The organism is Paraburkholderia atlantica, from assembly GCF_000092885.1.
GTDB classification, from domain to species: Bacteria; Pseudomonadota; Gammaproteobacteria; order Burkholderiales; family Burkholderiaceae; genus Paraburkholderia; species Paraburkholderia atlantica.
Map to the genome: position 1 here is coordinate 506,644 of NC_014119.1, position 16,179 is coordinate 522,822.

Below are 16,179 nucleotides of genomic sequence, written 5' to 3' on the forward strand. Positions count from 1 at the left end.
GGGCGGGGGCTGCGCTGCTGCCCCGCGCGCGCAATTCCGGGCGGAAGTCGTCGCAACGAAGCCGAGTCTTCTATCTGGCGCCAGTCTGAAGCCGTCGCGCGAGTTCGTCGGCTATCTGCTGCGCGCTGTTCCTGACCGCCGTCTTTTCATCGCGGCCGGAAAGAACGACCTTCGCGGCGATCACGTACGGATTGAGCTTGATCACGGCGCCCGGCATATCCCTGCTCTTCCCCTCTTCAACACTTTCATAAAGCGGCGGCAACTCCGGCGAAGCCAGGTTATCGCAGGAGACCGCGACCTGAAACTGGCTTTGGCCCGCGCCCATTCCCACCATCGCGCGACGCAGCCGGTTGCCCTCATCGACGCTGAGAAAAACGCCGCGCACCTGCCAGCCGTCGTGAGGCAGCGGCTCACCCGGCGCGACACGGCGCGCGTCTACTCCGGCCTTTTTCAGATCGTCCGTCAAAGATTGCGCCATCAGCGCCACGATCTCGCGCGCCCGCGCCTGCGGGTCCTGCTGCTGGCGCAGCGGACCCGCCGGCACCAGATTGCCCACGATGCCTCGCGCGCGGTGGCCTGGCCCGCTGTCAGGGGCGATATTCGCGGCGTCGAGATCGAAATCGGCGACATAGACGACCCGCGATGCAACAGGAGCCGCGAGCGCTGCCGACGCATCCGCCGCCAAACATCCTTGCGCGCCGGCACACACATACGTCGCCAGACCGACAATTCGCACCCATCGAAACACCATTGCGCACCTCCGCACTGATCGCCTGGTACTGGTCGCATGGCAGCGACGAAATACGGCACTCGCATCAAGGCTCTTTATCCATCTTAGGACTTTCGATCGTCTGCATCGCGATCCGAAAATCCTATACTTGGTCGATGCGGTTGTTGGCTACGCGCGTGTCCGCGTATGCCTTGGCGCGAGTCCGACAAACGGAAAACAAAGCCATGCTGACGATCGACGACATTCGCGCCGTGCCGCTGTTCTCGACCCTGCCCGACAGCGAACTGGAAAACCTCGCGCACACGGCCGCCGACCTGCATCTGTGCGCGGGCGAATTCGCGGTTCATGAAGGCGGCGAGCGCGCGTTATACGCGGTGCTGTCGGGCAAGATGGAAGTCATCAAGACGTTCGACGGCATCGAGCGGACCTTGGGCTGGCGTCTGCCCGGCACGATCTTCGGCGAAGTGCCGCTTGCGCTGAGTTCGCCGTTTCCGGGCGCCTATCGAGCGGCCGAGGCTTCGCGCGTGATGCGCGTCGACGCGCCGCAATACTATGCGCTCGCGGCAGCGTCGCCCGAAGTGGCGTTCAAGATGGGGGCGCTCGCGCGCGAACGCATCGGCGGGCTGCAAAGCCTTTCTGCCGAGCCGCCGAAAGCGCGTGTGACGATCGTCGGCAATCGTTGGGACGATGCGTGCACGCTGCTGCGCCAGTTTCTCGCGCGCAATCAGATCAGCGCCGACTGGCTGGCACCGGATGCACCCGAACTGGCCGCGCGCTGGTCCGGTACCTGTCCAACGGAAAGCGAATGCCCCGCGTTGCGCCTCGTCGACGGCACGGTGCTGAGCCGGCCCGCGACCCGCGAACTGGCGGGACTGCTCGGCCTTCAGACACAGCCGCGCCTCGCCGGATACGACACGGCGATCATCGGCGGCGGCCCCGCGGGGCTGGCTGCGGCGGTGTACGGCGCATCGGAGGGGCTGCGCACGCTGGTGCTGGAGCGCGAAGCGCCGGGCGGACAGGCGGGCACGTCCTCGCGCATCGAGAATTACCTCGGCTTTCCCAATGGCGTTTCCGGCGACGAACTCGCGAGCCGCGCGCTGCAACAGGCACGGCGGCTCGGCGCGGAAATCCTCGTGACGCGCTCGGTCGAGCGCATCGACGTAGAGACGCGGCGGATTCATCTCGATGGCGGCGACGCCGTGCACGCCCGAACCATCATTCTCGCGACGGGCGTCACGTGGCGGCGGCTTGCGATCGACGGCTTCGACCGCTTTATCGGCAAGGGGATCTACTACGGCGCGGCGCGCAGCGAAGCGAGCGCGACGCACGGCCTCGATGTCCATCTGATCGGCGGCGGCAATTCGGCCGGCCAGGCGGCGTTGTTCTTCGCCAATCATGCGCGCAGCGTGACGCTCGTCGTGCGCGGCGATTCGCTCGAAAAGGGCATGTCGCGCTATCTGGTCGAACAGCTTGCGGGCAAATCGAATGTCGCGGTGCGCTTGCGCTCGGATGTCGTCGGCGCGCATGGCGATACGCATCTGACTGCCATCGACATTCGCGATTCGACGACGGGCTCAGTAAGCCGGCACGACTGCGGCGGTCTGTTCGTCTTCATCGGCGCGGATGCGCAAACGGAGTGGCTACCGTCCGAAATCGCGCGCGACGAACGCGGCTATGTTCTGACCGGTGACGACGTGGTCAAGGCCGCACGCTGGCCGCATCATCACCGCGATCCTTATCTGCTCGAATCGAGCGTGCCGGGTGTGTTCGCGTGCGGAGATGTGAGGCTGAGCCCTGTGAAGCGCGTCGCTTCGGCCGTCGGCGAGGGCAGCATGGCGATTGCTTTCGCGCACAGGTATTTGCAGTCGGACGGTGCGTGAGGTCGTCGCTCGGTCCTTATGTATTCGCAGGCAGCGCGGCGCGTTCCAATACCGTCATCGGGCCGAGCCTTTCGATCACGTCCAGTTGAGCCGCGTCACGCACGAACAGCGAACCCGCAAACCCGAGCGCGTTGACGGACACGCCTTCGACACGCTCTTGCGATCTCGGCACGAGCAACATCCAGCGCCGCGTGACCAGCAGGTTGTAGGGCGCCGCATGACACCACACGCGATCGATTTCGAGCGCGCCGATACCCGCCGCTTCGAGTAGCGTGCGATAGCGGGACAGCGCCAGCTTCGGCGCATCCGCGCGCGTCAGATCATCCGCGTCGAAGCGCGCGAACGCATGCCAAAACGGCAGCTCCGGCAAGCGGTCCTGCGCGCCCAACAAGGGCTCGATAGGCACGGGCAGATCGGTGTCCCCGAGCGGCAGCGGCACGATCTGCAGATGCTTGTGCGGCTGGCTCGCGCCCGCCTCCGTGCCGGCGTTGTAAAAGCCGATGCCGTCGAATTCGGCCATGCACGCGAGCAGCGCTTCGAAATCGGCAAGATCGAGCAGCGCTTGCTGCGGTGCGAATTCACGCGTGACGATCAGCAGATGATGATCGATCACGTTGAACTTGTTCAGCAACGCGAGATGCGTATCGGAGATATCGGCGACGAACAGATCTGGATCGGGGGGAAGAAATGGGTTCTGTGGGCGCTTTGCGGTCTGCAGCTTGTGCGCTTGCTCGCGCTGTTGTTCCTTGTGCATCAGGCTCGACACCCGACGCACGAGAAAGCGGATGCCACCGCTGTCGATCACGGACTGTTGCGTGTCGATCGGTCGCAGCGCGCCACAACCGAGCGCATGTTCGGTCTGTCGCAGAATGGCGGGCCACAGCGTGCCCGGAATCAGGCGTCGTTGTCGTTCCATAGCATGTCGGCAGGTATGGCGGCGCGAGTGAAGCGAGTCAAAGCGCGGCAGCCGCTACAGCTTGTAGCCTATCGTGCGCAAAAGATCCTTGCGCCATTGAACGTCTTCCGCGCTTTCGGTACCGACGGGCGGAAAGCCATCGATCACGCCGACGATCCCGCGCCCCTGATCCGTTTCAGCGACCAGCACTTCGACGGGATTCGCCGTGGCGCAGAAGATGCGGCAGACCTCGGGCACGGCCTTGATCGTGTTCAGCACGTTGACGGGGAAAAAGCCGTCGCCCAGAAACACGAAGAAGCTATGGCCCGCGCCGACGTTGGTGGCGTTCTGGCATGCCATCTCGACGAGGCTGTCATCCGTGCCGGAGCGCCGCACGAGGCGCTTGCCGGAGGCCTCGCAAAACGCGAGGCCGAACTTGATGCCGGGCACCGTGCCGACCATCGCTTCGTGAATATCCTCGACGGATTTGATGAAGTGGCTTTGCCCGAGGATGAAGTTGGTCGCTTCGGGCTTGACGACCTTGACGGCGGACAATTGCATGGGGGACCTCGCTCCATTGCGGCAACACGCCGAAAACACGTCGAACACAGGCCAACCCGACTGCGGATGGTTCGCGCGTCGGCCGGTCTTCGTCGATCCGGCTTCTAGCCTAGTACGAAAACCGGGCGTCTGGCGAACGACGCCACGAATTCCCGAATTCCGGAGCCCGTCGCGTACCGCACGTGGCTCGTTGCGGGTCTATCCTCAAGCGATCCCGCCATCCAGGAAGCCTGCGTCGTCGCGGCGCACGATCCGCGCCGCGGCGAAACCGTCAAGGACGTCGAACAGGCAGAGAAAGCCTGACTTATGGCGGCATCGATCGACCGGAAGTCGCGTCTCCGTCATAGCGTTTCGACCCGCATTAAACCCCGATCGCGCCGAAGCAGCCGCTCCGAGTCAACAAGGTCAAGCGCCGGTTTACGCCCCCGACCGAGTGTGCAAGTATCTTCACCAAGCCGCATCCCGCACACTCTTGCGAGGTCCACGATGGCCTGGAAACTTTGGAAGACCGACAAGCAGAACGACGAGACGCGAAGCTGGCCGAGCGGGACGCATGAGTCGTTGAAGCAGCTTCTGGACATGTACCTGGTCAGCGACTCGCCACCGTTCGCGAACTGGGCCGCGCCTGGGATCACCTTCACGCCCGAACTCGAAACGCTCGCCCGAAACGGCGTGCGGGGCTATCAGCTTGCCCTCTGGCTGTGGCTTTTCGCCGAGAAGCACGGCACCATCGCGGCAAAAATGGTGCGCGAATCTTTTTGCCTGCTCGCCGACGCGATGCAGCCGTCGTCCGGCGACAAGATCGACTCGCTGCTCGACCTCGAAAATCGCCTCGCGCATTCTGTCGAAGACCTTTCCGCTCAACAGCGCACCTTCCGTCTGGAGGGCCTGTCCGTCGAACTGCCGATGGAGTTTTTCCTCGCTACCGCCTTCCTGCGGCTCGCGCCGGATTCTCCGTATGCGGGGACCGAAGGCACACACCTGCAAGGCAATGACTTCAAGCTGGCCGACTGTTTTCGCCATGCAACCGAAGAGGGACTGGCGGTATTCCGGCCGATGGTAGACGCGGTCGACTTCGACGCGAAATCGCTGCCGAACTGGAAATGGAGCGCTCATCCCGGCGCTGCCGAACGACACCTGCAACGCCGCCACAAGAATCCGCTGTTCGCCCTTCATCGTCAGATGGTGACGGCTCACGAAGTGTATGAGGCGCGGCTTGCCGACGCTCGGGCCATCGAGGAGGTCAGGAGCGAACTCAATGAGATCAGCCGGTCGTTCTCCGAGACGACCGAATTGCCGCTGAACTGGCAGCCCTTCCTCGAAGGATACCGGGACCACGTCGACCGGCTCGATGAACGCCGGCTCGTCGTTGGTGGACAGAGCACGTCCCTCGGCAATGCAATTGCGGAGTTGCGCGCCGACATACTTGCAACCTGGCGCGCGTCGATTCACAAGAACCGGCACAGTCTCGCGACCCTGGAGCAGGACGAAGCAAAACGGACCGAGCGACGCACGCTGCTGTATGGATGCGACTGGACGGCTCAGCTTTTGAGCCACGGGTCGCTGATTCCGCCAGAAGAGGTGGTGCCCGCCCTGCTGAGCGAGCCCGCTTCCGAGCTGGAAAAGGTGGTGACAGGTCTGCGGGGCGAACCGCGACTGCATGAGACGCTTGCGCAGTGTCGTGCAACTGCGCATCGGCTCGTCAACGAGCTTCGCGCCGCCGGCCATCAGCTTCCCGATCTCGACGACAAGCTTCGCATTCTGGATGGTGCGCCCGGGCAGTTGCCGGACTGAACATCTTGCTGGTATGCGATGTCTTCTTACCTGTGGATGCCACGCCCGACCACAAAGGCCACTTATGAACTCTTCCTCTCGCGCCCCGCTCGATATAGCGACTGAGGCGGCATCCACGCTTTCGGAGTACCTGGAGCTGTCGCTAGACAAAGGACAGAGCCTGATTTTCGTGCTCTCTCAAGGCGAAAACAGCGAAGTCTATCTTGGGGACCCCGGCGAGCCGGACGCGGACTGGACAAGCTGCGCGGCCATTCCGAACACGATCGTCCACGCGCTTCTGGAGACCACCCGGTCAGGATTCAACCAGTTGGTCATCGAAGGACAGGCCTACCGCTTCGCCCGGACTTTCGCGCAAGTTGCCGGGCATGGCGCTGTCGTCTTCACGCCTGCGTAGACGTCGCAGCCAATCACGTTGCCGCATTTGAGCATGGATGATCATAGCGATTTCGTAGTGCGCAACATGTCCTCCAGCGAGGTCGATCTGGCGATCGAATGGGCTGCGGCGGAGGGATGGAATCCGGGCCTCGACGACGCGCGATGCTTCTGGAATGCCGACCCCAATGGCTTTTTCGTCGGTACCTGGCGCGGCGAGCCGGTGGCATGCATCTCGGCGGTCCCCTACGATGAGCGTTTCGGTTTCATTGGCCTGTACATCGTCAAGCCAGCGTTTCGCGCCAGGGGTTTCGGTTTGCGCACCTGGCAGCACGCGATGCGCTATCTGGGAGATCGCACCATCGGCCTCGATGGTGTCGTTGCCCAGCAGCGGAACTATAAGAAATCCGGCTTCCAACTCGCGTATCGCAACATCCGCTTCGAGGGCGCCGTGCAAGCTGCGTCGACGCCGACGCTGACGAACGCGCGGGAGGTGCCCTTCGCGCAACTGCTCGCCTACGACAGCGCATGTTTTTCGACCACCCGTTCCGGCTTCCTCGCGGACTGGATCGCGCAACCACAGGCGCTGGCTCTGGCGGACGTGCGCAACGCTCAGATACGAGGGTACGGTGTGCTGCGCCGTTGCAGGAGCGGCTACAAGATCGGTCCGCTTTTTGCCGACGACGCACGCATCGCCAGCGATCTGTTCGACGGACTGGTCGCGAGCGCCGCGGGCGAAGTCATCGCGTTCGACGTCCCGGAAGTCAACGCGGCTGCCGTAGCGCTCGCTGAACGCTACGGCATGGTGAGCGCGTTCGAAACGGCGCGCATGTACACGCGCGCCGCGCCGGCCATTCCCGTGCAGCGCGTGTTCGGGGTCAGTACGTTCGAACTAGGTTGACTGCAACGCAACAGAACGATCATCGAGCGGCCGTGAGCGACGCCTCACGCTGACCGGCAATGGTGAAAAGGCGCACGGTCTCATCGAGCACTTGAGCGGAGTCGATCAGCCGTTGCGCGGTGGCCGTCGCTTGCTCCACCAGCGCGGCGTTTTGCTGGGTCGCGCTGTCAAGGTGCGTGATTGCCTGATTCACCTGCATGATGCCTTTGGCCTGCTCGTCGCTTGCATGGGAGACATCGTCGATGATGGTCAGCACGCGTCTGACCGTCTCGTCGATCACTTTCATCTGCGACGCGGTACGGTCGATCAGCTCCGTACCCTGCGAGACTTCCGCGACGGTCAGATCCACCACGGACTTGATTTGCCTTGCGGACTCCGCGCAACGTTGCGCCAGCATCCGCACTTCGGTGGCGACGACCGCGAACGAACGGCCGGCGTCGCCGGCACGGGCGGCTTCGACCGCCGCGTTCAATGCAATGATGTTGGTCTGAAAGGCGATCCCATCGATCACCCCGGTAATATCGGCGATACGCTGCGACGCCGACGTGATGCCGGACATGGTCCGCTCTACGTGACCGACGATCTCGCCGCCAAGCGCCGCGGCATCCTGTGCTTCCCGGGCAAGTCCGAGCGCGGACGCGGCGGCGTCTGCATTGGCCTTCACGCTGGTGGTGAATTGCTCCATGGTCGCAGCCGTTTCCTCCAGCGACGCCGCTTGCGATTCGGTGCGGCGCGCCAGATCCTCATTGCCGCTCGACATTTCACGAGCGGAGTCGACCACCCCGCCGATCTGGCCACGCACGTCCAGCACGATCGCGCCGAGGTTCGCCTTCAGTTGATTCAGCGCGCTCAGTACGTCGCCGAAATCGCCGTTCCTCGAGATGCTCATTTCGGCGGTCAGGTCACCGGCAGCCATTCGGGTAGCGAAACTGGACAGCCCCGCCAGCGGCGCACCCAATTGCTTTTTCACCGCCAACCAGGCCAAGCCGGCCAGCACCAGGGAGACGGCAGCCGCGGTCCAGAACGGCAACGGCGGCATCCCGCCGTACTGCACCGCACCGACGAGCGGGAAGACCAGCGGCGCGATCACATAGCCCATACCGATACGCGCCACCACCGACAAGCGTGTCAGTGCCTGCAGCTTGCCGGCGATCCCGGTACGCACCAGCTTGCCGCGGCGCAATTTGTGCGAGCGCAACGTGCCTTCGCGCATCCGCGCATAGGTTGACTCGGCAAGCCGCACTTCGTTGCGAGAAGGCTTGGTACGAACGCTCAGATAACCGACGGTCTGACCGCTTTCGATCACCGGCGTGACGTTTGCGCATACCCAGTAATGGTCGCCATTCTTGCGGCGGTTTTTCACCAGCGCCGTCCACGGTTGACCCGCGCGGATCGTGTCCCACATGTCGGCGTACGCGTCGGCCGGCATGTCGGGATGCCGGACGATATTATGTGGCGCGCCAAGCAACTCTTCTCGCGTGAAGCCGGAAATCGCGATGAATGCGGGATTGCAGTACTGAATCCTTCCTTTCAGATCGGTCGCCGAGACGAGCATCTCAGAGGCGGGGAAATCGAGTTCGCGTTGTGTTACGGGCTGGTTATTGCGCATGAAAGTCGTTAGCGAGGCACCACGCTCTGCTGAAGGCGCCGGGATGTCGGTCAATGGACGTTCTAACGGCAATACCTCCCAGATATTGAGGTTATCTGAGTAGCTTAGTCGGGTAATCGAAAGCCTGGTGCCGTCAAGTGCTATGCACCTGTCGCGGCGACGCCAGTCGACATGGACGTCACTTTCGCGAGCCCCTCTTCTTCCTTTCCGGAGCTTCGACGGTAGTATCGACAAACGCTGTAACGGAGAACGCGGCGCACGCGCGTGAAGCGCGCGAGCTACCCGATGCGACGAAGGCGACCGCCGGTGCGGGCGCGGACGTGGTGCGCCAGGTCATCGCCGCGATGAGCGACATTCACGACGGCGCGAAGAGAATGGGCGAGATTATTGGCGTAATCGAAGGCATCGCGTTCCAGACCAACATCCTCGCTTTAAATGCGGCTGTCGAGGCCGCTCGCGCCGGGGAGGAAGGACGCGGCTTTGCCGTCGTCGCAGGCGAGGTACGCAATCTCGCTCAGCGCTCTGCGACCGCGGCGAAGGAAATCAAGGAGCTGATCGACGCGTCGACCGCGCGCGTCGCCGAGGGTTCGCGCCTCGTCGGCCGTGCCGGTGAGACGATGGGCGAAGTACAGACGGCCGTCGGTCGCGTCACGTCGATCATGAGCGACATCGCGACGGCTTCGGCCGAACAGAGCGATGGCATCGAGGAAGTCAATCGCGCGATTACGCAGATGGATCAGATGTCGCAGCAAAATGCCGCGCTGGTCGAGCAGGCGGCTGCCGCTGCGGCGTCGCTAACCGAGCAGACTGGCCTGTTGACGCAGGCGGCCGGCCGATTCCGCTTTGCCTCCGTGGCTTGATGCCACGCTAGAGACTCGCCTGCCGCTCTGCGCTTTAGGTCCTCGAGGCGCCGGAGGCCGTGGTGTCGGTCTCATTGGTAGGCACCGCCTCGAGAAAGCCGCGTCCCATCTCCGCCTCGAAACGCGCAGCGCTGCCCTCCCAGATGATTCGCGCGTGTTCGAGCACGTAGACGCGGTCGGCATGCGGCAGCGCAAACCTGACGTTTTGCTCGCCCAGCAACACGGTAATGGGCGTGGACTTCTGCAGCGAATCCAGTGCCTTCGACAATTGCTCGAGAATCACGGGCGCGAGGCCGAGTGTCGGCTCGTCGAGAATCAGCAGCTTCGGCTGGGTCATCAGCGCGCGCGCGATCGCGAGCATTTGCTGCTCGCCGCCGGACAGCGTGCGCGCGGTTTGGCCCTGGCGCGACTTCAGGATCGGAAACAGATCGAACAGCCACGACAGCTGCTTTGCGCGCACCGTGTCGGCGAGATGATATCCGCCGAGTTCGAGATTCTCGCGTACCGTCATGTCGCCGAATAGCTCGCGCGTTTCCGGGCATTGCACGAGACCGGCGCGCGAGATCGCGGCACCGCTGATACCGCGCAGATCGCGCCCGTCGAAGCGAATCGTCCCCTTGTACGGCACGAGGCCCGAGAGCGCATTGAAAAGCGTCGTCTTGCCCGCGCCGTTCAGACCGACAACCGAGACGAATTCGCCCTCGCGCACTTGCAGACTGACGTCGTCGAGTGCGCACGCCTTGTCGTAGAGCACGCGCACACCGCTCACCTCGAGGATCATGGGCTTCGCATCGCTCGCGGCTCCGGTACGCTGGCGCAGCTCCAGCTTACCGCCCAGATAGACGCGGCGCAACGTCTCGTTCTGCATCACCTGTTCGGCGGTGCCTTCGGCGACACGCTCGCCAAGGTACATCGCGAGCACGCGGTCGGCGAGCGCGGACAGACTCTTGACGTTGTGATCGACCAGCAGCACCGCGCGCCCTTCGGCGCGAAAGCCGCGAATCAGCTCGGAAAACGCGTGCGATTCGGCCACCGTCAGTCCCGCGAACGGCTCGTCCACCAGCACGACCTGCGGGTCGCGCGCAATCGCCTTGGCCATCTCCATGCGGCGCAGGTCGGCGAACGGCAGCGTCGCGGGATGCCGATGCATGACGCCGGCAAGGCCCACACGCTCGGCGATTTCCTGCGCGCGCTGGTGCACGTGGGGTTCGGCAGCGAGCTTGACGAGCGAGTCTGGCAGAAGCGCGAGCTTGATATGTTCCAGCACCGTTTGCCGATGCAGCGGCCGCGAATGTTGAAACACGATGCCCACGCCCGCGCGCGCGATCCGGTGCGGCGCCCAGCCGGCCATTTCCACGCCGTTCACCTTGACCGACCCCGCATTCGGCCGCTCGATGCCCATGATCAGCTTCATGACCGTGGACTTGCCCGAGCCGTTCGGTCCAATCAGACCGAGGATCTCGCCGGGCCGGATGTCGAAGCCGATATCCTTGACGGCGACGAGACCGCCGAAGCGCTTGGTCAGCCCGCGTACGGACAGCAGCGGCGTGTCGTTCATTGGCGCTCCCTCGCGCGCAGCAGGTTGCCGAGCAGACCGTCTGGAAAGAACAGCAGCGCGGCCAGCGCAACCGCCGCGACGACGAATGTGTTGAGCTGACCGAGCGGACGCAGGAACTCGCCCGCGACGATCAGGAAGATCGAGCCGAGCACCGCGCCGAGTATCGTGCGGCGTCCGCCGAGCACGGCCGCGATAATGATCTGCACGCCCACGCTGAGATCCACCACCGTGCTCACCGAGGCCGTGCCCTGGTAGAACACCAGCATCGCGCCGGCCACGCCCGAGAACACGGCGCTGATGCAGAAGGCCACGAGCTTGTGCCGCGTGACATTGAAACCCAACGCCTGCGCGCCGGTCGCGTCCTGGCCGCTGGCCTGCAGGATCAGACCGACTGCCGAACGCGACAGGCCGAACAGCAGGATCGCGCAAATGATCAGGAACGCGAGCGCGATCCAGTAGTTATGGTTCGCATCGACCGACATCACGTCCGGCACCGTCATGCCGATCTCGCCTCCGGTTATGCCCGCGAAGATCACGATGGCGTTCTGCAGCAGCAGCACGGCCACGAGCGTAACCAGACCGAAGTAAGGACCGCGCAGCCGCAGCGCGGGCACCGCGAGCAGCAGACCTCCAACGAGCGCGAAGCCGCCGCCCGCGAGCACGCAAACGGGTATGGGCAGGCCCCACCTGGCGTTGAGGATCGCAGCGGAATAGGCGCCGAGTCCGATCAGGAACGTCGGCCCGAAGTTGACCTCGCCGGCAAAACCGAACAACAGGTCCCACGACATCGCGAACACGCCGAAGTAAAACGCCACCGTGAGCACGCCGAGGATGTAGCCTGAAAGCCACCACGGCAACGTCGCGGCGATCACGGCGAGCGCAACGGCGATCCATGCACCACGCGAACGGAGAATAACGGACATAGAGGTACGCTCCATTCACACTGTTAGCGACGTCCCAGAAAGCCTTGGGGTCGTACGTACACGACGAGCACCAGCAGCAGCAACGCGGGCAGCGGGCGCAGCGTCGGCGCGATCAGATAGGCCGTGACGGTTTCCAGATAACCCACGACATACGCGGCCATCAACGAGCCCGATACACTGCCGAGCCCGCCCAGCACGACGATCGAGAACGCGCTGGCCGTGAGCTGCCCCGCATTGTTCGTGCTCACGCCAAGGAACGAAGCGAGCAGCACGCCCGCGATGCCGGCCAGCACGCCGTAGATGCTCCACGCGAGAAGATAGATCCGGGAGAGTTCGAAGCCGAGCAGCGTGAGACCGCGCGGATTCATCGAAGCCGCGAGCAGCGCCTTGCCAGCCCGCGTGCGATTCACGAACAGCCACAACATGCCGATCACGGCCCAGCAGACCACCGCGATCATGATTTCGTTGTACGGCACGCGCACGCTGCCCACCATCGCCACACCGCTGATCAGCGGGCGCATCGTCACCGGGTTGTCGGTAAAGAGCCACGCCATGCCCTGCTGGATCATGATGCCCCACAGCAGCGTGCCGGTGAGCACGAAGATCTCCTTCTCTTCGCCGGGAATCGCGGCCGAGCGTTGAATGGGCCGCACCACCAACAGGTAGGTGATGAAGGCCGTCACGAGACCCGCCAACACGCCGAGCAGCGTGCCGAGATAGGTGCCAAGACCCGCCTCGCCCGCGAGCATCCAGCCCATCAGCGCCGCGACCAGCATCACGCCGCCGTGCGCGAGATTCAGGATGCCGGAGACGCCGAAGATCAACGTGAAGCCGATCGCGCCCAGCGCATAGAGGGAACTGATTGCAAAGCCGTCGATGAGAATCTGCAGTAGCAACATGCGCGGCCTTTCATGTTGGTTAGGGTGTCGATTCTTGCTCTGTCCGGACCTTCGCTAAGCGCAGATCCGGACAGTGGCGATCGTCGCGCGGCTAGTTCGCGCTTGCCTGCTGCACCTTGATGAAGGTCGGGAACTTGACCGTGCCGTTGGCAATCGACTTGGGCCAGATCGCGACCTGCTTGCCGTTCTGCCACTGCAGGTTGATGCCCGTGATATAGCCGGGGCCGTACTTCAGCGCGTGCGTGAACTGATCGCTCTTGCCGTAGAACTGCCAGCGTCCGATCGTGCCCACGTAGTCGGTTTTCTCGAGCGCGTCGACCATCTGGTCCGGATCGGTCGAGCCCTTGTTGCGCTTGATCGCGTCCGCGACGATGTAGACGAGGTCGTAGCTCGTGAAGCCGCAATACGCCGGAGAAACGCCGAACTTCTTCTGGTACGCATCCGTGAACGGCACCGTTTTCGGCGTGATCGCCACGCCCGGCGCCGCGGCCGAGGCCGTGATCACGCCTTCGGTCGCGCCGTTCGTGTCCTTCCAGAAGCTCGTGGTCGTGGCCTGCGAGCTTTGGCCCGACATCGGGATCGGCACTTGCTGGTCGTGCCATTGCACGGTCGGTTGCACGCCGACGTGGCTGATACCGGTGGTGATCGTATCGGGGTGCTTCGCCTCGATCTGGTTGAAGATCGGCGTGAAGTCGGAGGTATCAGGATTGAAGCGGATGTGATCGAGCACCTGAAGTCCCGCTTTGGGCAGGCATTCGAGGTAGCGTTCGTCGAGCGGCTTGGTCCACGCCGCGTCCTCGCTCATGACGACCGTCGTTTTCATCTTGAACTGGCCGACCAGAACGTCGTGCGAGAAGTCGCAAATAGACTGCGCGATGAACGCCGACGTCATCCAGCCGTGGAACGTGTACTTGTAGTGGTCGTAGTCGTCGTGAACGTGCTTCGAAATATCGTTGCTAGCCGCGCCGGGGGTGATGAACGGCACCTTCAGGCGTCCCGACCACGGTTCCATCGCGAGCGCCACTTCGCTGATGTAGCTGCCGATCACGGCGACCACCTTGTCCTGGGTCGCCGCGCGCTGGAAGGCGCGCACGCCGTCAGAGGCCGATGAATGGTCGTCGTACGCGACGATCTGGATGGGCCGGCCGTCGACGCCGCCGCTCGCATTGATCTGGTCCGCGGCGAGCTGCGCCGCCTTGCTGATCGAAGCGCCCGCTACCGAGGATTCTTCGCTGATCACGCCGATCTTGATCGGCTCGGCCGCCGCATGGGCGCCTGCCGCCAGACCTAGCCCCGCCGCCAGCATCCCCGTCGCGACGACGCAATGAAGGTTTCGCCACACATTGTTACTGGACATCATGCATCTCCGATTCGAATGGATCGTTGAGCAACAATTGCCCGCCACATTGCAGCATCTTAAGAATGCGCACACAACAATATTCACCCGTTTTGCGGCGCTCAATCGGTACAAACGATGACCGGGTCCCTACGGACTTCATGGTGCATAGCGGAAAAAATTCTGCCGCTCGCGCCGCCCGGAAGCGGGCTTTTCCGTGTGAGAGCTATCGCTATGTAGCGTGAAATTAGCGGCCTTCTTCTTCTCCCTTATTCGTCATCCGAAGCATTGCGAACTTCGTGCGACGGTTCAATGGACCAACGTCCTGCCACCTCCCGATCGCTCGCGACGCAGCGCATCAACTAGCATCCCGATCAGCTTGAAGATGGCAAGCGTGCCTGCGTGCGGGTCCGAACATTACGCGGCAACCCTGCTTGCTGACATATGTACGTCATGATAGGTTGCTGCAATTCCCGCTGCCGCATCTGGCATCTATTTTCGCAACGCTACGCGCGCGTTAAAAAAAGCGGGATGGGTTGATCTGGACTCATCGTACGCATACGCCTTTCCCCAAGAGGAATTCAAGAGCCATGGCTTCAATGATCCAGCGAACGACCCTGTTCGCCTGTCTGCGCGCGGCTTCCGTCGCGGCTTGCCTGTCCATCGCCGCCCTTGGCGCGCACGCCGCCGATCTCGTGATCGCAGGCCGGGACGACATCTACGGCCGCGGACTCGCGCTGGCGGTGGACGGCTACAAGAAACAGCACCCGGGCGTCGATATCGAGTTGCTGAAGCTGCCGAACAACGACCTGTATCAGAAGCTGAAGCTGTCGTTACGCGAAAACACGCACGCCTATGACCTGGTGATGATGGACGACACCTGGTCCCCCGAATTCATCGCCAACGGATGGCTTCAGCCGCTGCCCGCCACGCTCGCGGATTCCGATATGGTAACGTCGACGATCTCCCTCGGCCGCGCGCCGACGGGAACCTTGTACGCGATGCCGGTCGTCGGCAATGTCGAGATGTTCGCCTATCGCAAGGATCTGCTCGCGAGTCGCGGCCTGCAGCCGCCGCGCAACTGGGACGAGGTACTGAAGATCGCACAGACCATCGGTACCGCCGACAAGGACGTGTCGGCTGTCGTGTTTCGCGGCGTGAAGGGCAACCCCGTAGTCACCGGTTTTCTGCCGATCCTTTGGGCCTATGGCGGAGAAGTCGTCGACACGAACGGCAAGGTCACGATCGATTCGCCCGAAGCACTGGCCGCGCTGAAAATGCTGCTCGCGCTGAAGAAGTGGGCACCGAAAGACGTCGACGTGTATGGCGCCGGTGAGGTGCGCGACGCATTGCAAGGTGGCACGGCCGCGCAAGCCATCGAAGTGTGGCCCGCCTGGCTGCCGGCGCTCGACGATCCGGCGAAGTCGCGCGTCGTCGGCCAGGTCGCGCTGCAACCGCCGCCCGGACAGGTCAAGGGGCCAGCGCCGATGCTCGGCATCTGGCAAATGGGCATCGCGAAAGATGCCGCACATGCGAAAGTGGCGGCGGATTTCCTCGCTTACCTGACTTCGTCGGCGACGCAAACACAACTGGCCGTGCTCGGCATTCCGCCGACGCGCAAGAGCGTCTTCGTCAATCCGGCACTCGTCAAGCAATATCGTTGGTATCCGGACCAGCTGAAGGCGCTCGAAGCGGGCCGGGCGCGGCCTCGCGTAAAGGATTGGCAGCAGATCGAGGCGATTCTCGGCGACGCGTTGCAACTCGCGCTGACGGGGCAGGCCGCGCCCGACACAGCGTTGCATCAGGCCGCGCAGAAAATCGCCCAGGCCAACGCCGCAGTGCAGTGATAGCGGCAGTGACA

The 16,179-nt window shown here is 63.5% G+C and carries 14 protein-coding genes and 1 pseudogene; 6 read left to right on the plus strand and 9 right to left on the minus strand.

The window, feature by feature from the left end; genetic code table 11:
• Positions 1-70: 70 nt before the first annotated feature.
• Positions 71-751, minus strand: coding sequence for a DUF4410 domain-containing protein (locus BC1002_RS29905; protein ID WP_013093706.1), 681 nt, complete (start codon positions 749-751; stop codon positions 71-73).
• 203 nt (positions 752-954) lie between these two features.
• Between BC1002_RS29905 and BC1002_RS29910 the strand changes: the two genes are divergently transcribed.
• Positions 955-2,610, plus strand: coding sequence for an FAD-dependent oxidoreductase (locus BC1002_RS29910; protein ID WP_013093707.1), 1,656 nt, complete (start codon positions 955-957; stop codon positions 2,608-2,610).
• 16 nt (positions 2,611-2,626) lie between these two features.
• Here BC1002_RS29910 and BC1002_RS29915 read toward each other — a convergent pair whose 3' ends face one another.
• The 3 genes from BC1002_RS29915 to BC1002_RS38320 all read right to left on the minus strand — a co-directional run bounded on the left by BC1002_RS29915 (position 2,627) and on the right by BC1002_RS38320 (position 4,411).
• On the minus strand, positions 2,627-3,526 hold the full coding sequence (locus tag BC1002_RS29915; protein WP_013093708.1) for an ATP adenylyltransferase family protein: 900 nt from the start codon (positions 3,524-3,526) through the stop codon (positions 2,627-2,629).
• A gap of 54 nt (positions 3,527-3,580) precedes the next feature.
• On the minus strand, positions 3,581-4,066 hold the full coding sequence (locus tag BC1002_RS29920) for an adenosine-specific kinase (RefSeq protein ID WP_013093709.1): 486 nt from the start codon (positions 4,064-4,066) through the stop codon (positions 3,581-3,583).
• A 204-nt stretch (positions 4,067-4,270) separates the two neighbouring features.
• A complete protein-coding gene (locus BC1002_RS38320; protein ID WP_162094073.1) occupies positions 4,271-4,411 on the minus strand; it encodes a hypothetical protein in 141 nt (46 codons plus the stop codon).
• A gap of 234 nt (positions 4,412-4,645) precedes the next feature.
• Between BC1002_RS38320 and BC1002_RS29925 the strand changes: the two genes are divergently transcribed.
• The 3 genes from BC1002_RS29925 to BC1002_RS29935 all read left to right on the plus strand — a co-directional run bounded on the left by BC1002_RS29925 (position 4,646) and on the right by BC1002_RS29935 (position 7,133).
• A complete protein-coding gene (locus BC1002_RS29925; RefSeq protein WP_238538075.1) occupies positions 4,646-5,860 on the plus strand; it encodes a tryptophan leader peptide in 1,215 nt (404 codons plus the stop codon).
• A 64-nt stretch (positions 5,861-5,924) separates the two neighbouring features.
• Positions 5,925-6,254: a hypothetical protein gene (locus tag BC1002_RS29930; protein ID WP_013093711.1), complete on the plus strand. Its 330-nt coding sequence runs from the start codon at positions 5,925-5,927 to the stop codon at positions 6,252-6,254.
• A gap of 33 nt (positions 6,255-6,287) precedes the next feature.
• Positions 6,288-7,133 carry a GNAT family N-acetyltransferase gene (locus BC1002_RS29935; protein ID WP_013093712.1) on the plus strand — a complete coding sequence of 282 codons (846 nt, stop codon included), beginning with the start codon at positions 6,288-6,290 and terminating at the stop codon, positions 7,131-7,133.
• 19 nt (positions 7,134-7,152) lie between these two features.
• Here BC1002_RS29935 and BC1002_RS29940 read toward each other — a convergent pair whose 3' ends face one another.
• The gene (locus tag BC1002_RS29940; RefSeq protein ID WP_013093713.1) at positions 7,153-8,742 is read right to left on the minus strand and encodes a methyl-accepting chemotaxis protein; all 1,590 of its coding nucleotides are present in this window, start codon (positions 8,740-8,742) and stop codon (positions 7,153-7,155) included.
• 206 nt (positions 8,743-8,948) lie between these two features.
• On the opposite strand from BC1002_RS29940, the pseudogene BC1002_RS29945 reads away from it, so the two are divergent.
• A pseudogene (locus BC1002_RS29945) lies at positions 8,949-9,602 on the plus strand (methyl-accepting chemotaxis protein); the annotation flags it as partial.
• A gap of 34 nt (positions 9,603-9,636) precedes the next feature.
• Here the strand turns inward: BC1002_RS29945 and BC1002_RS29950 are convergent.
• The 4 genes from BC1002_RS29950 to BC1002_RS29965 form a co-directional block, all read right to left on the minus strand.
• Positions 9,637-11,160: an ATP-binding cassette domain-containing protein gene (locus tag BC1002_RS29950; RefSeq protein ID WP_013093714.1), complete on the minus strand. Its 1,524-nt coding sequence runs from the start codon at positions 11,158-11,160 to the stop codon at positions 9,637-9,639.
• A complete protein-coding gene (locus BC1002_RS29955; RefSeq protein ID WP_013093715.1) occupies positions 11,157-12,083 on the minus strand; it encodes a branched-chain amino acid ABC transporter permease in 927 nt (308 codons plus the stop codon). The genes BC1002_RS29950 and BC1002_RS29955 overlap by 4 nt, the downstream gene beginning before the upstream one ends.
• Positions 12,084-12,106: 23 nt before the next feature.
• Positions 12,107-12,982 carry a branched-chain amino acid ABC transporter permease gene (locus BC1002_RS29960; RefSeq protein ID WP_013093716.1) on the minus strand — a complete coding sequence of 292 codons (876 nt, stop codon included), beginning with the start codon at positions 12,980-12,982 and terminating at the stop codon, positions 12,107-12,109.
• 91 nt (positions 12,983-13,073) lie between these two features.
• On the minus strand, positions 13,074-14,339 hold the full coding sequence (locus tag BC1002_RS29965; RefSeq protein WP_013093717.1) for an ABC transporter substrate-binding protein: 1,266 nt from the start codon (positions 14,337-14,339) through the stop codon (positions 13,074-13,076).
• Between the two features lie 569 nt (positions 14,340-14,908).
• On the opposite strand from BC1002_RS29965, the gene BC1002_RS29970 reads away from it, so the two are divergent.
• Positions 14,909-16,165: an ABC transporter substrate-binding protein gene (locus BC1002_RS29970; protein WP_013093718.1), complete on the plus strand. Its 1,257-nt coding sequence runs from the start codon at positions 14,909-14,911 to the stop codon at positions 16,163-16,165.
• Positions 16,166-16,179: the final 14 nt, after the last annotated feature.